We start from the raw sequence: 15,663 nt of genomic DNA on the forward strand, positions 1-15,663 counted from the left end.
TTTATACAAAAATAGTGCATAGTAGTTTTTTTATTTCACTTCAAGTACAATAAAACAATACATACGTACATACAGGCGGGGAAAAATATGAACGAAAAATTAATTGAGAAAATGATTATAAAAAGTTTTCAACAATATCAATGCAGTCCAATATCAAAAGAAGATCAGGAAATGCTAGTGAAACATATTCAAACGGTGACTCATTCAAATATTGAAATTGATTTATACGAGGAAATTGAGGATATTGTTTATGATTATGTAACTGGAAAACAATAAAAAATAGGAGATTTCCATATGGAAATCTCCTATTTTTTACTTAATGATTTACCTGCTACACGTTCAAATAAACCTGGGAATAAAGCATAAAGTTTCGGGCCAATTCCCATCCACTTCGGTAAGTTTACTTCACGTTTTTTCGTGTGCATCGACTTTACGATTTGTTCTGCTACGTATGTTGGTTTTAACATGTAACGTCCCATATTCTTTACATATGTACCAGATTGATCCGCTATTTCAAAAAAGTTTGTATCTATCGGACCTGGATTAATTGCTGTAACATAAATATCTGTATTCGCTAATTCCATGCGTAAACTATTCGTAAATCCTAATACGGCATGTTTCGTTGCTGCATAAGCACTCGATTTCGGAGTTGCAATTTTTCCAGCAAGTGAAGCAATATTAATAATATGTCCTTCATTCTTGTTTACCATATAAGGTAGTACCGCTTTCGTACATGCTACTAATCCAAATACATTTACTTGGAACATATCTTTTACTTCACCCATTGATGCATCTTCAAACGTTTTAAAAATACCAAATCCCGCATTGTTTACTAATATATCAATACGTCCCACTTCTTGTAATACCTTTGAAAAAACAGACTGTACTTCCATCTCTTCACTTACATCTAATACATAATAATAGCAAGGCGTATTATAAGTTTCTTTAATTTTGTCTACTAACGCTTGTAGTTTCTCTTCTGTTCGAGCCATTAATACTGGAGTCGCTCCCTGTGCTGCAACTTGCATTGCAACTTGCTCACCAATCCCACTAGAAGCACCTGTAATGACGATTACTTTATTTTGTAAACGTCCTGTCATTGCTGTCACCTACTTTGCATAATAAATCAATTGTTGCGATGACTCATCAATCATCACTTGTTGATTATATGCTAAATAGTCCAATTGTCCAACCGTTTCTGAAATAGTAAGTGGTAATTGTTCTTTATATAATACCGGAAATAGTTTTACACATACTTCAAATGCTGTCATTGGTTTTTCCTTTAATAACTCAAGCACTTTAAAAGCACGTGTTTCTTGCTTTTGTAATCTCGTTTCAATAAGTTGTTTCACATTTAGAACATCTTCCCCATGCCCTGATAAAATGCGTGAAATATTCATTTCGCTTAAACGCTGTAATGTTTGATTATATTGTAGTAATGGGCGTGCCCGCTCTGTTTGCCCTTCATATGGTGGTTCTAGTATTGGATTCGAAGAAATATGACTAATGAGAGCATCTCCACCAATTAATATTCCATCAGATTCTCTATATAAAGAAATATGAGTAGAAGCATGGCCTGATGTTTCAAGCACTGTAAATCCAGGCAAAGAATTAATACGATCTCCTTCTCTCACAGTATGCGTTAACGATCTATTACAAGAATATTTAAGTGTCCTCGTCGTCAATAACGACTCGTCTTTCAAAAATGCTGCTGGCACACCAAACTGTAAGGCCGTCTCTCTAAAAAATTCATGATACCGCTTTAAAAATTCTGGATTTTGTGTGATCCAAGGCTCATTCCAAGGATGTCCAATAATATTCGTCTTCTCAGAAAATATATTTAAAAGTCCACAATGATCTGCATGATGATGCGTAATGACTACTGTTTCAATATCTTCTATCGTATATCCTAATGCACCTAATTGACTTTCTAACGCATTCCTTGCCTCTTCTGTATTCGTCCCTGTATCAATTAATGTTAATGTCTCCCCCTCAACTAAAAACACATTCACAGTTTCCACTGCAAATGGTACAGGAATCTCCATTCGGTGAATCGCCGTCATGCTTAGCCCCCCTGTCTCTTTCCGGTTCAAAAATGAATACTTCTTCAGTTTACAACTTCTATATATATTTGTCATTATTTTCAGATAAAAAGAGGTGTTTCCTATAAGAAAACGAATGTATGTACATTTATAAGAATTTCTAACCAAAATTAAAGGAGGAACATCATGTCTATTCAAAACATTTCCTTTCTCGGTGCAGGCTCTATTGCTGAAGCTATTATTGGTGGCTTGTTACATGCAAATGTTGTTAAAGGTGAACAAATTACTGTAAGTAATCGTTCTAACGAGACGAGATTACAAGAGCTACATAAAAAATACGGTGTCAAAGGTACTCATAATAAAAAAGAATTACTTACTGATGCAAATATTCTTTTTCTAGCAATGAAACCAAAGGATGTTGCAGAGGCGCTTACCCCTTTTAAAGAATACATAAATAATAACGTGCTTATTATTTCATTACTAGCAGGTGTTTCTACTCACTCAATTAGAAAACTACTTCAAAAAGACGTTCCAATTATTCGTGCAATGCCAAATACATCCGCAGCCATTCTAAAATCAGCTACCGCTATCTCCCCTTCAAAACATGCAACAGCGGAACATATTCGCACTGCAACATCTTTATTTGAAACGATCGGTCTCGTCTCTGTTGTAGAGGAAGATGATATGCATGCTGTCACTGCATTATCCGGAAGTGGACCTGCTTATATTTATTACGTAGTGGAAGCTATGGAAGAAGCTGCAAAAAAAATTGGTTTAAAAGAAGATGTTGCAAAATCACTTATTCTTCAAACGATGATTGGTGCTGCTGAAATGCTAAAAGCAAGTGACAAGCACCCTTCTATTTTGCGAAAGGAAATTACTTCTCCTGGTGGAACTACCGAAGCAGGTATTGAAGTATTACAAGAACATGAATTTCAACAAGCACTTATTTCTTGTATTACACAGGCAACGGAACGATCACATAATCTTGGAAAAACATTAGAACAACTAACAAAAGAAAAATAGAAAAAGGAGCTCAAATAAACTTGAGCTCCTTTTTCTATTTTTACACTTAGTTATTGTTCTTCCCAAAAATCTCTTCTTGCAGGCGACGACCAGTCGGCGTTGCTGCAAGTCCACCTTCTGCTGTTTCACGAAGTGCTACTGGCATCGTTTGTCCAATTCTAAACATTGCCTCAATTACTTCATCACATGGAATTGTACTCGTTACACCAGCTAATGCTAAATCTGCTGAAATCATCGCATTCGCAGCTCCTGCTGCATTACGTTTTACACAAGGCACTTCTACAAGTCCTGCAACAGGATCGCACACTAAACCAAGCATGTTCTTTAATGAAATTGCCATCGCTGTAGCTGCTTGATCTTGTGTTCCACCAGCCATCTCAACTGCAGCTGCAGCCGCCATTCCACTTGCTGAACCAACTTCAGCTTGGCATCCTCCTGCCGCACCAGAAATACAAGCATTATTCGCAACAACCATACCGAAAGCTCCTGCTGTAAATAAGAACTCAATCATTTCTTCACGTGTAGGCTGCAATTTTTCTCTTAGTGCAAATAGTACACCTGGCACTGTTCCAGCAGACCCTGCTGTTGGTGTTGCACAAATAATTCCCATCGCTGCGTTTACTTCATTTGTTGCAACAGCTTTGCTTACTGCATCCAAAATCGTATCTCCAGATAAGCCTTTTCCACTCTTCATATACGCTTGAACTTTTACAGCATCTCCACCAGTTAAACCAGTTGGTGATTTCACGCCGCGAATACCACGTTCTACTGCTTGTTCCATCACGACTAAGTTCTTTTCCATACCAGCAATTACTTCTTCACGTGAAATACGTCTTGTTTCCATTTCACATTGAATCATAATTTCTGCGATTTTTACATTTTGTTCTTTAGCTTGCGCCACTAGTTCCGCTGCGTTCCGAAACATGGTGTGTCCCCCCTGCAATTAATCCATAATAGTTACTTGACAAATATTTTGTTGCGCTTTTATTTCTTCAATCACTTCATCTGCTAATAATTCATCTGTTTCAATAACCATAAGCGCTCTTCTCCCTTTTTCTTTACGAGAAACACTCATTGTACTAATGTTAATCTCGTGTGTAGCAAGGATTGAAGCCACCGCTGCAATAGCACCAAAGCGATCGTTATTTACAATAAGTAGTGCTGGACTTGTGCCTGATAATTGAAGATCGAATCCGTTTAATTCTACAACTTCAATTTTACCGCCACCAATTGAGCAAGCAACAACTTCAATTTCTTCTTCACCTTTATACAAACGAATTCTTGCTGTATTTGGGTGAGGTGCATTGGCATCTTCTTCAATGAATTCCACTTCAATTCCGCGCTCTTTTGCTATTTCTAGCGCCTCTGGAATACGTAAGTCATCTGTTTCAAATCCCAATATTCCACCGATTAGTGCTACATCCGTACCATGCCCTCGATACGTCTTTGCAAATGATCCATATAACGAAATGCTTACTCTTTCTGGTTCATGACGAAACAGCTGGCGAGCAACTTGCCCCATTCTTGCCGCGCCTGCTGTATGTGAACTTGATGGTCCAATCATAACTGGACCGATAATATCAAATACTGAGCGATACTTCATCATAACTCCCCCTAAACCTCTATGAAAAAAATTTATTCTACTATTCTATTAAGCTGCTACATCTGTCGCTTTTCCAGTTGTACCACGAATTTGTTCTGCTGTATGAATTGGATAATTTTTGAATAAAAGTAATCCAATATAACCTGAAATAATACCAGTTATCATAATACATAAGAATCTTAGTATTATTTTCATTAAAAAAATGATATAAGATAATCCACAATAAAGTCTGGTAGCAATCCAAAGTTTAACACAGAAGCCATTGCAAGCATAGCATAAACAAGTGATATCTTTCCTATTATAATTCTCATGTTACTCTCTCATGGTTTAGTCAACTTCACTTGTTACGATAATAACTAAAAAGCATGTGACTTATCATAAATTATAATCTGCCCTCATTATAGCTTGTTTTTTATAAAACGCTTACTTTTGTTGAATTTTAAAAGTTCTGAATAAAAGTCCATTCCTGCTATTTGTATCACTTGTATGTCATCTGACTTATATAACAGTTTTTCTAAATAATCATTATTTCGTATTTTTATCGTATATATTCAAACCATTCTAATTTTCTGTATCATCCAAGTATAAGCATAAAATAATAACAGTTTTATTTTTAAATTTTTTTAGACATAAAAAAATGGCAACCTGTTGTTACCATTTTTTACAAAATTATCATTTTTCTACTGGGAATGATTTCAAATCTGTCGCTATTTCTGTATTAGAAAACAACTCTCTTGCCTCTTTCAATAATTCCTTATATGTATCTCCTTGATAGCGAGAACTAATGTGAGTTAAGATTAATCGCTTCGCATTTGCCTGAAGTGCAATGCTCGCAGCTTGCTTAGATGTGGAATGAAAATAATCATGCGCTTGTTGCTCATCTTCTGCTGCGAAAGTCGCTTCATGGACAAGTACATCTGCATCTTGCGCAAGCTCCCTACTCGCTTCGCAATATCGCGTATCACCTAAGATAGTAATAATTCTTCCTTTTTGAGGTGGGCCGATAAACTCATTTCCATTTAATATCGTGCCATCCTCTAATTCAACTACTTCTCCATCTTTTAAACGTTTAAAGATTGGACCTGGTTTCACACCCATCTCAAGCAATTGATCAACTAAAAGAGCACCTTGTATATCTTTCTCTACAATACGATATCCAAAACATTCTATACCGTGTGACAATCTTTTCGTTTCTACATAAAATTCATTATCTTCAAATACGGTACCTTCTTCTGTTATCTCCACAACTTCAAGTGGATATTTCACATGTGTCGTACTTACCGATAATGCCACTTCAATAAATTGTTTAATTCCTTTCGGTCCATACACCGTTAAAGGCGTAGTTCCTCCTTGAAATGAACGGCTACCTAATAAACCAGGCAATCCAAAAATATGATCGCCATGTAAATGCGTAATAAATATTTTTTCAATGCGGCGCGGACGTACCGATGTATGTAATATTTGATGTTGCGTGGCCTCGCCACAATCAAATAACCAAGTCTGTCCTCGTTCTTCTAACAATTGTAAAGCAATTGCTGAAACGTTCCTTCCTTTTGAAGGAACACCTGCACCAGTTCCTAAAAATACAAATTCCACTTTCTTTCCTCCAGCTCTAAATATACTCTATCTCTCATCTTACGGAATGTTATTTCAAATGGCAAATCGAATTTACATAACCAATCATCTAGACAACTATATAACACGAACATTATACTTAAAAAATTTACCAATCGTTCGTTTTTTTGTGGTAAAATAATTATACTACATTTTAAGGGAGCGTTTTATTATGAAAGAAGTATTTCGTTTACAAACTGATTTTTCATCTTCATTTGATCGCTGGGTAAGTTCTTTCGTGTCTGATCACCCAGCACAATTAGAATGGACAACTTTAAAGGAATTAATCCATGAATATACAACATCACATACAAATGATACGTTACCAGCATATATTTCTTCAGCTTTAACATATTACGCCCAACGCGTTTCAACTACAAACAGTTCAGAGATTGTTATTTTTGAAAACCCTACAATCTCGTAATCTATAATAAAAAAGCACTGGTTACAGTGCTTTTTTATTTATACTTATTTAACAAATGATCATATTCCGTCCAAAAGTCGGTATACATACTTCGCTCAAGCTCATTTAAAATTATCTTTTCACTTGATTTATTAAATAATTCTTTTGCTTGTAGTGCAAAAGAAACAATTTGTTTTCTATATTCATTTTCATTCAATTCTATATGAAGCCCTTCATAGTATATAGCCTTTTGATCAGTAGAAATAACTTTGACAAAGTCCTTTAAAATCACATTTTTACCTATATGGTTTATAGTCCAATGAATTGAAATTGGGCATCCTAACATTAGCATAGTGCCACATCCGTGCAAAATAACCCCCTCTTCATTTTCAATATCACAAATATATTCTTTATCTAAAGTTCGTAACAAAGCTAAAGCTGATTCACTTATTCCCCATTCCTCATCCATACCTGTCCGCGTAATAATCGTTCCATCCACATTTAAATATATTTCTCCGTGTGAACATAAATCTTCCTGCTCATTAAACAACCATTTTTGATTCTCAATATTTATAATAAAATTTTGTGGTACCATTACAAATTCCCCTTTTATAAAAATATTTATTTTCCATATTATTCATAATCAATATCATGCATTTCATCCCACATATCTATTATAAATCCGTTTAATATTTTAAAAACATAGATAAAAAAGATATTGACACTACGATTTTACAGTGCTAACATTCAACATGTAATTGAATATGGTCTCTGTTAGGTGAGGCTCCTGTATAGAGAAACGCTGCTGCCCAAAAATGTCGAGAGACGCCAATGGGTCAACAGGAAAGGTCGGAATGAAGGCCTTTTTTAACGTAGCTGGTTTCAGTACCTATGCTATACAGTGCTAAAACTCAACGAGGGAGAGGTGCATGTATTTTGTCATACACAAAAACTGTTTTTATTTATGTCTACTAACAGTCTTTGTTGTGGACTCTTTTAACTGCGAATTCAGACCTTTACTCGTTTTGAGTAAAGGTCTTTTTACGTCTATATGCACCTTACTATGAAACAAACATAGCATATTCAGAAACTACTAAATTGTACGGAGGTGAGGAACAGTTGGCAATTGATGATTCGGCCCAGATACCCATACGTTTTACATTCATATTTCATCATGTAGGTAGGAAAGAAACTGTTCCTCACCATTTCAAATAGTTAGGTAACAGATTGTTTCCTCCTTCATGACAGAGGAGGAACTACCGATGTTTAATTTACAAAGACAAGAAACAAAGCATGCTTATGAGCAAGATAGCATGAAAACAAATAACGAATTATTAGTGGAGGTTGCAACACAAGATGTAATCTCTGCGTTAAAACTTCTAGAAACAACACAAGATGGATTATCTAAACAAGAAGTGGCTCGTAGACTTTCTTTATATGGTCCGAACGAAATAGCTCATAATAAAATGGCGCCGTGGTACATTCAATTTCTATTGGCATTTAAAAATCCATTTATTTTCGTTTTATTAGCTCTTGGAGCACTCTCCTTTTTCACAGATGATATGCAAGGAACGATTGTCGTATCTGTAATGGTCCTACTTAGTGCAACGATTCGGTTTTCCCAAGAATTTCGTTCTCAAAAAGCTGCCGATAAGTTAAAAGCTATGGTTCGAACAACTGCGAGCGTATTTAGAATAAATGGATTTGTACATGAAACAAAAAATGTAAAGAATTTAAACCGAAATTACACAACAGAAATTCCAATTGAGGAACTTGTACCTGGCGATATTATTTCCCTTTCAGCTGGTGATATCGTTCCAGCTGATGTGCGTGTTGTATCCGCTAAAGATTTATTTGTTAATCAATCTTCTTTGACAGGGGAAGCACTTCCTGTAGAAAAATACGAACACTGCTACCATACAGAAAATAAGCATATCTTACCGAAAAACATGAAAAAAAATTACAATCCACTCGATATGGAAAACCTTTGCTTCATGGGAACAAATATTGTAAGTGGTAGCGCAAAAGCTGTTGTCATCTCAACAAGTACCGATACGTATTTCGGCTCTTTAGCAAATAAGGTAATTGGAAAGCGTGTAGAAACAAGCTTTGATAAAGGTGTAAACAAAGTAAGCTGGCTCTTAATTACATTCATGCTTATTATGGCGCCTATTGTCCTTCTCATTAATGGATTCACAAAAGGAGATTGGCAAGAAGCTTTCTTCTTCGCTATTGCCGTCGCTGTTGGTCTTACACCTGAAATGTTACCAATGATTGTAACTGCTAATTTAGCTAAAGGTGCCGTTAACATGTCTAAACAAAAAGTAATTGTAAAACAGCTAAATTCTATTCAAAACTTAGGTGCTATGAACATTCTTTGTACAGATAAAACCGGAACTTTAACAGAAGATAAAGTTGTCCTTGTTCGTCACTTAGATCCCAAGGGAAATGAATGCAATCGCGTCTTACAATTTGCCTATTTAAATAGTTTCTATCAAACTGGATTGAAAAATTTAATAGATAAAGCTGTTATTAAGCATACAGAGGAAAACAATAAATTTAATCCATCAGCTTTTCAAAAGCTAGATGAAATTCCATTCGATTTCGCCCGCCGGCGTATGTCAGTCATCGTAAAAGATATTTCAGGTGAACATACAATGGTTTGTAAAGGTGCCGTAGAAGAAATTTTATCAATTTGTAATTACACCGAAGTGGATGAAAAAGTCGTTCCACTCACCGAGGAAATACGTTCAAATGTCAAAAAACTAAGTGAGACATTAAATAGTGAAGGTATGCGGGTTATTGCTGTGGCTTATAAAAAAGATAGAAGAATAAATAATAAAGAGTACGCAGTAAAAGACGAAACAGATATGATTCTCAGTGGATATATCGGCTTTTTAGATCCACCGAAACCATCTGCAGCAGCTGCAATTCAAGCATTACAAAAACATGGTGTACAAGTGAAAATTTTAACTGGCGATAACGAAATTGTTACAAGGAAGGTTTGTAAAGAAGTTGGATTAGATATCGGCGAACCAATCCTCGGTTACGAGATTGATTCTTTACCAGATAAAGCATTAGCAAAACTTGCTGAAGAAACGACTGTATTTGCGAAGCTTAATCCAATGCAAAAATCTCGTATTATACACGCATTACAAGGAAATGGACACACTGTAGGTTACATGGGAGACGGCATTAACGATGCTGTAGCATTACGTGAAGCTGATGTCGGAATATCTGTTAATACTGCTACTGATATTGCGAAAGAAGCTTCCGATATTATTCTACTCGAAAAAAGTTTAACTATATTAGAAGCAGGTATTTTAGAAGGACGTACTACATTCGGAAATATTTTAAAATATATTAAGATGACAGCTAGCTCTAACTTCGGTAATGTGTTTAGCGTGTTAGTAGCAAGTGCTTTCATTCCTTTTTTACCGATGCTTGCCATTCATCTTTTAATTCAAAACTTACTTTATGATATTTCACAACTTTCTATTCCATGGGACAAAATGGATAAAGAGTTTCTAGAAAAACCACGAAAATGGGATACTGCAAACTTACGAAACTTCATTATTTGTATCGGCCCAATTAGTTCCGTATTTGATATTATCACATACGTAGTCATGTGGAATGTATTTGGTGCAAATACACCGAGCGAGCAATCATTATTCCAGTCCGGTTGGTTTGTCGTTGGATTGTTAACACAAACTTTAATTGTTCACATGATAAGAACACAAAAGATTCCATTTATTCAAAGCACTGCATCAACACCAGTCGTTTTATTAACCGCTCTTATTATGGCAATCGGGATTTATATTCCATTCTCACCACTTGGTGCAGCCGTTGGTTTACAAGCATTGCCACTTAACTACTTTCCTTGGTTAGTAGGAATACTATTAGGCTACGCTTTTTTAACACAATTCCTAAAAAAGCTTTATATTAAAAAGTTTCGTAGCTGGTTGTAAAAATAAGAATGAGTGGATATTCCCCGCTCATTCTAAAAGACATAACACATATTTATATATGGAGGTGACCATGATGGTATGGTACGACATTGTATTCAGATTAGTTATAGCAATTATTGTAGGAGCTTGCATTGGAATGGAAAGACAATGGAGACACAGAATGGCTGGGTTACGGACAAATGCTCTCGTATCACTTGGTGCCTGTATATTTGTTTTATTATCCGTCATGCTTGATCATGATGCTAGCCCATCCCGCATTGCTGCTCAAGTCGTTAGTGGCATTGGCTTTTTAGGGGGTGGCGTTATTATCCGCGATGGTTTTAGTATTAGAGGGCTAAATACGGCAGCTACTTTATGGTGTGCAGCTGCTGTCGGTACTCTTACAGGCGCCGGTTTCCTCGTTGCAGCTATATTAGGTACAGCCGGCGTGTTACTAGCAAATATACTCCTTCGCCCAATTGCTCTTTTTATGAATAAAAAATCAAAAAAAGAATCACCAGAACAAACAAACTACTTACTTTCCCTTACTTGTTCAGAAGAAAATGAAGCACATATTCGTTTTTTACTTATGCATATGGTAAGTACAGAAGGGCTCGGTTTAAAAGAGTTGTATAGCGAAGACGTAGATTCTAATCGAAAGGTGTGTATACAGGCTACATTACATTGCAAGACAAATGCGGCTATCTTAATTGAAAAAATAGTAAGTAGAATGCTATTAGAATCTGGCGTTACTGCAGCTGGTTGGAAAACTTCATTAGATTTAGAAGCAAGTTAAAAATGAAAGGTGTCATGATTTTACTACTTCATGACACCTTCTACATAAACTTATTTTCTAACTTTTGTTGAAACGACTTCTCTTGCTTACGTAGTAGTTGACTACCTCGTTGTAAAATCGGTGTTCCATACTTATCATTAATTTGATCAATGACAGCAAGTAGTGGTTCTTTTTTCGCATCCTCTTCAAATGAAAACAAATCTAATTGTTTCACCGATTCTGTCTTCCACTCTATTTCAGTAGCTGTAACACCTAGTAAACGAACGGAATCACCATCCCAATGTTGCTTCCATAAACGGGATGCTGCTTGAAAAATATCACGTTCTTCCCAAATCGCATTTTTCAATTGCTTACTCCGTGTTACTGTTCGCCTATCATGGTATTTAATCATAATTTGAATATTATAGCTGACAAGGGTTCGCTTTTGTAATCTTTTACTCACTGATTTTGATAACCGTTCTAACATATCAAGTAATTCTTTCTCTTCATCCATATCCTTTGAAAAAGTCATCGAGTTACCGACACTTTTATGTTGGCCCATTTGACTCGGATCCACTTCCCTATCATCCGTACCTTTTGCACGCTTTTGTAAATCAATACCGTGCTTGCCAATTTTAGCGCGAATGATATGCTCGTCTCCCTTCGCTAACTGTTCAATTGTATGTATATGAATTTCATTTAATTTTTCAGCTGTTTTTTCTCCAATCCCATGCATTGCTTCAACTGGAAGTGGCCAAATCATTTCTGGAATATCACGTTTTCGAAGCACGGTAATACCGAGAGGTTTTTTCATATCAGAAGCTGTTTTTGCTAGGAAAAGATTTGGAGCGATTCCGATACTACACGGAAGCTGTAACTCTGTTAATAGTGCTTGTTGCATCATCTTTGCTATTTCAAGAGGCGAACCAAGTGCATAGCAATCTGTAATATCTAAATATCCTTCATCTATTGAGACTGGTTGTATCTTTTCTGTAAAACGGGAAAGGACTTGAAACATTTGAAATGAAGCTTCGCGATATAATGTGAAATTAGGACGCCTTACAACTAATTGCGGGCATAATCTTTTCGCTTCCCAAAGGGGCATCGTCGTACGTATTCCGTATTCTCTCGCCTCATAACTACATGTTATTATAATTCCTTTTCTCTCTTTTTCATTTCCAGCAACCGCTAATGGCTTTCCTTGTAATGATGGATCATGAGCAATTTCAACAGATGCGAAAAAGCAATTCATATCTACATGTAAAATAACACGACCATTTTTCGGATACATTTCTCGCATAGTACTCACCCCCTGATCAGAACGTTCGTTCTTTTATTATATCAAATTTTGCACAATAGTTATAATAATTACTTGTTCTTTTTTATAATCGATATAAAGAGGATATATATGTGAAAGGGGCTGATTATGATGAAATCAACTAATAAAGTGAAACTTTAATCAGTGGGGGGGTTATTCATCCCCCACTGATTATTAGCCCTCACCAATTGGACTTTTACAAGCAGCCCGATCCCCACCTAACTTCTTTGCTTTCGCTGAATTTTGAGGTGGGGGGCTTACTGCCCGGCAAATAGCGGGCCAAACTCAACTATACATTCCTTGTAGTTATATTAATCATTGCAATTAATTATTTACTACTTCCGATTTTCAATATGAATACGTTAGGATTATTCCCTCGTCTAGTACATATAGCAACAACGTATATACTTCCATAGTTTTTCTTATATTGGCTTATACGTCTTGTCAAAGCAATCGAGTCAAAATAAAAAGCGTGTAAATCACAATTGATTTACACGCTTTTTCTATTCCATTACTTCGCTACTTCTTCAATAATTGCAACAACTAATTCTGCTGTTTTTGCTAACTCTTCAACAGGAATCTTCTCGTTTGTTGTATGAATTTCTTCATAACCAACTGCCAAGTTAACTGTTGGAATACCGTGTCCTGCAATTACGTTTGCATCACTTCCGCCACCACTTTGGTGAAGAGAAGGTGTACGACCAATTTTTTCAGCTGCACGTTTTGCAACTTCTACAACGTGATCGCCATCAGCAAATTTAAATCCTGGGTACATAACGTTTACTTCAACGTCTGCATGACCGCCCATTTCTTTTGCAGTTGTTTCAAATGCTTCTTTCATTTTCGCAACTTGTGCTTCCATTTTCTCATTGATTAACGAACGAGCTTCTGCAAAGATTTGTACATGATCGCAAACGATATTCGTTTGTGTACCACCTTCAAAACGTCCAATATTTGCAGTCGTTTCAGAGTCAATGCGACCAAGTGGCATCTTCGCAATTGCTTTCGCTGCGATAGTAATTGCAGATACACCTTTCTCCGGCGCTACACCAGCGTGAGCTGTTTTCCCGCGAATAATTGCGTTCACTTTCGCTTGTGTTGGAGCTGCAACAACGATTTCACCAACTTTTCCATCGCTATCTAATGCGTAGCCATATTTCGCTGTAATACGCTCACGATCTAAAGCTTTTGCACCAACAAGACCTGATTCTTCTCCGACTGTAATAATAAATTCAATTTTACCGTGAGGGATATTTTTCTCTTTTAAAACACGGATTGCTTCGAACATTGATGCTAATCCAGCTTTATCATCCGCACCTAAAATTGTTGTACCATCTGATACGATATATCCATCTTTAATAGAAGGCTTAATTCCATTACCAGGAACTACTGTATCCATATGAGAAGTAAAGTAAATTGTATCAACACCATCTTTTGTTGCTGGTAAAGTACAAATTAAGTTGCCTGCACCATGACCAGTTACAGCCATTGTGTCATCTTCAAATACTTCTACACCTAAATCTGTAAATTTCTTCGTTAATACTTTGCAGATTTCTGCTTCAAATTTCGTTTCAGAATCTACTTGTACTAATTCCATAAATTCATTTACTAAACGTTCTTGATTAATCATAAGACTGCGCCTCCTGCACTACCATTATGTATGTAACACTACTAATTATAACAGAATTTCGCAAAAGTTTCGAAATACAAGACAAAAAACAGATGGTTTACATGTCTAGATAACCATCTGCTTTCTATTACTCATTTAACAATACCCAGCGCATATGATCCTCCCACACGCCATTTACCATTAACATCTTCCTAGACACGCCTTCATATTGAAAACCTATCTTCGTCACCACTTGTATAGATGCTAAATTACGAGGCATAATCGGAGCTTCTATACGATGTAACTGAAATTCCTCAAAAGCAACTTGAATTGCTTTTCTAAGTGCTTCTGTCGTATACCCTTTGTTTAACTCTGCTTTATCTAATTTATAACCGAGTACACAAGATTGATAAATGCCACGAACGATTAAATTAAATGAAATACACCCAATTATTTTTGTATCATCACCCTTTTTAAAAATCCATAGTCTGATGATTTTCCCGTCTTCGAACTCTTTTCTATCCTTTTGCAACTTTTTCTTTTGATAATCTAGCGTAAAAAAATCATCCGGTCTATACTCTTCCCAAGCTTTTAAAAATTCACGATTTCTGTCGTAATATTGAAGAACTGTTTCAGCATACGACTCATCAATTTCCCTTAAGTATAAACGATCTGTTTCGTATATTTTCATCATCGTATCTCCATTCTTCAGCTTGCCCAACTAAAAATTAACAATATATCCTTTAACTATATTCTCTATACACACTCAAATTTCCTGTTATATTTTGCAATCCCCTCCCGAATTTTGTCCTCAATCTCCCCTTGTCCATAATTTCATTTCTCGTTACAATGAAATTGTACTGATTTGCAAGGAGGTATAACGATGCATAAAAAAGCTCAAAAAATTATGGTTTATGTGATGCTAATTTCTATGCTTGTAACAACATTACTTGCTGGCGCGAGTATGTTTTGGTAAAAAGGGCGATGTGTTCGTCCTTTTTTTACTTTTACACATGAAAAAATAAACCATCTCGACATCGAGATGGTTTATTTTATATAAAACACAATCGCTACAATACTAAAGGAAAATGACATTACAAGTGCTATTACAAAACTTGTATATTGTTTCTGCTGAAATGCCCCAATAACAAAAGTTAGATTAAGTAATGCCATACATATAATCGCTACAAGATAAGAACATATATTAAAAGTTGCCAATATGAATGTAATAATAAATAGAAATCCCATAAAAAACTGCATATACGAAAGTTTTGGATTCAAATACATATGAGCAACCCCTTTATCTAATTTTATCTTTCTATACTC

Annotated in this window: 16 protein-coding genes and 1 riboswitch; of the genes, 6 read left to right on the forward strand and 10 right to left on the reverse strand. The window is 35.8% G+C overall.

The window, feature by feature from the left end; all coding sequences use genetic code 11:
• Positions 1-87: 87 nt before the first annotated feature.
• Positions 88-276 carry a YqzH family protein gene (locus ACYFX0_RS05240; RefSeq protein ID WP_001003222.1) on the forward strand — a complete coding sequence of 63 codons (189 nt, stop codon included), beginning with the start codon at positions 88-90 and terminating at the stop codon, positions 274-276.
• Between the two features lie 29 nt (positions 277-305).
• Here the strand turns inward: ACYFX0_RS05240 and ACYFX0_RS05245 are convergent, their stop codons facing one another.
• Together ACYFX0_RS05245 and ACYFX0_RS05250 are read right to left on the reverse strand one after the other, a co-directional pair.
• Positions 306-1,100, reverse strand: a complete 795-nt coding sequence (locus tag ACYFX0_RS05245; RefSeq protein ID WP_000147794.1) for an SDR family NAD(P)-dependent oxidoreductase — start codon at positions 1,098-1,100, stop codon at positions 306-308.
• 9 nt (positions 1,101-1,109) lie between these two features.
• A complete protein-coding gene (locus ACYFX0_RS05250; protein WP_460269985.1) occupies positions 1,110-2,063 on the reverse strand; it encodes an MBL fold metallo-hydrolase in 954 nt (317 codons plus the stop codon).
• Between the two features lie 165 nt (positions 2,064-2,228).
• On the opposite strand from ACYFX0_RS05250, the gene proI reads away from it, so the two are divergent.
• Positions 2,229-3,068: a pyrroline-5-carboxylate reductase ProI gene (gene proI / locus ACYFX0_RS05255; protein WP_000027254.1), complete on the forward strand. Its 840-nt coding sequence runs from the start codon at positions 2,229-2,231 to the stop codon at positions 3,066-3,068.
• Positions 3,069-3,114: 46 nt separating this feature from the next.
• Here proI and sdaAA read toward each other — a convergent pair whose 3' ends face one another.
• From sdaAA to rnz, 3 genes are all read right to left on the reverse strand, one after another.
• Positions 3,115-3,993: an L-serine ammonia-lyase, iron-sulfur-dependent, subunit alpha gene (gene sdaAA / locus ACYFX0_RS05260; protein ID WP_000489454.1), complete on the reverse strand. Its 879-nt coding sequence runs from the start codon at positions 3,991-3,993 to the stop codon at positions 3,115-3,117.
• Between the two features lie 18 nt (positions 3,994-4,011).
• Entirely contained in the window at positions 4,012-4,671 is a 660-nt protein-coding gene (sdaAB, locus tag ACYFX0_RS05265; RefSeq protein WP_000877451.1) for an L-serine ammonia-lyase, iron-sulfur-dependent subunit beta, read from the reverse strand.
• Between the two features lie 672 nt (positions 4,672-5,343).
• A complete protein-coding gene (gene rnz, locus ACYFX0_RS05270) occupies positions 5,344-6,267 on the reverse strand; it encodes a ribonuclease Z (protein ID WP_000397457.1) in 924 nt (307 codons plus the stop codon).
• Between the two features lie 190 nt (positions 6,268-6,457).
• On the opposite strand from rnz, the gene ACYFX0_RS05275 reads away from it, so the two are divergent.
• The gene (locus tag ACYFX0_RS05275; protein WP_000665709.1) at positions 6,458-6,709 is read left to right on the forward strand and encodes a DUF3932 family protein; all 252 of its coding nucleotides are present in this window, start codon (positions 6,458-6,460) and stop codon (positions 6,707-6,709) included.
• A 34-nt stretch (positions 6,710-6,743) separates the two neighbouring features.
• Here the strand turns inward: ACYFX0_RS05275 and ACYFX0_RS05280 are convergent, their stop codons facing one another.
• Positions 6,744-7,283 (reverse strand): hypothetical protein, encoded by a 540-nt coding sequence (locus tag ACYFX0_RS05280; protein WP_081143512.1) that lies wholly within the window; start codon positions 7,281-7,283, stop codon positions 6,744-6,746.
• Positions 7,284-7,451: 168 nt separating this feature from the next.
• Positions 7,452-7,619, forward strand: a riboswitch (M-box (ykoK) riboswitch).
• 331 nt (positions 7,620-7,950) lie between these two features.
• On the opposite strand from ACYFX0_RS05280, the gene mgtA reads away from it, so the two are divergent.
• Both mgtA and ACYFX0_RS05290 read left to right on the forward strand, forming a co-directional pair.
• On the forward strand, positions 7,951-10,656 hold the full coding sequence (gene mgtA, locus ACYFX0_RS05285) for a magnesium-translocating P-type ATPase (protein ID WP_142398773.1): 2,706 nt from the start codon (positions 7,951-7,953) through the stop codon (positions 10,654-10,656).
• Between the two features lie 73 nt (positions 10,657-10,729).
• The gene (locus tag ACYFX0_RS05290; protein WP_000262346.1) at positions 10,730-11,431 is read left to right on the forward strand and encodes an MgtC/SapB family protein; all 702 of its coding nucleotides are present in this window, start codon (positions 10,730-10,732) and stop codon (positions 11,429-11,431) included.
• A gap of 40 nt (positions 11,432-11,471) precedes the next feature.
• Here the strand turns inward: ACYFX0_RS05290 and ACYFX0_RS05295 are convergent, their stop codons facing one another.
• The 3 genes from ACYFX0_RS05295 to ACYFX0_RS05305 all read right to left on the reverse strand — a co-directional run bounded on the left by ACYFX0_RS05295 (position 11,472) and on the right by ACYFX0_RS05305 (position 15,031).
• Complete coding sequence (locus ACYFX0_RS05295) at positions 11,472-12,710, reverse strand: DNA polymerase IV (RefSeq protein WP_001208861.1); 1,239 nt, start codon at positions 12,708-12,710, stop codon at positions 11,472-11,474.
• Positions 12,711-13,239: 529 nt separating this feature from the next.
• Complete coding sequence (locus ACYFX0_RS05300; protein ID WP_000609803.1) at positions 13,240-14,358, reverse strand: tripeptidase T; 1,119 nt, start codon at positions 14,356-14,358, stop codon at positions 13,240-13,242.
• Between the two features lie 127 nt (positions 14,359-14,485).
• Complete coding sequence (locus tag ACYFX0_RS05305; protein WP_014894891.1) at positions 14,486-15,031, reverse strand: GNAT family N-acetyltransferase; 546 nt, start codon at positions 15,029-15,031, stop codon at positions 14,486-14,488.
• 189 nt (positions 15,032-15,220) lie between these two features.
• Here ACYFX0_RS05305 and prli42 point away from each other — a divergent pair, with 189 nt between their 5' ends.
• A complete protein-coding gene (prli42, locus tag ACYFX0_RS05310) occupies positions 15,221-15,313 on the forward strand; it encodes a stressosome-associated protein Prli42 (RefSeq protein WP_000549037.1) in 93 nt (30 codons plus the stop codon).
• A 71-nt stretch (positions 15,314-15,384) separates the two neighbouring features.
• Here prli42 and ACYFX0_RS05315 read toward each other — a convergent pair whose 3' ends face one another.
• Positions 15,385-15,624 (reverse strand): DUF3894 domain-containing protein, encoded by a 240-nt coding sequence (locus ACYFX0_RS05315; RefSeq protein ID WP_229145052.1) that lies wholly within the window; start codon positions 15,622-15,624, stop codon positions 15,385-15,387.
• Positions 15,625-15,663 lie beyond the last annotated feature (39 nt).

This window comes from Bacillus sp. NEAU-Y102 (genome assembly GCF_054788175.1).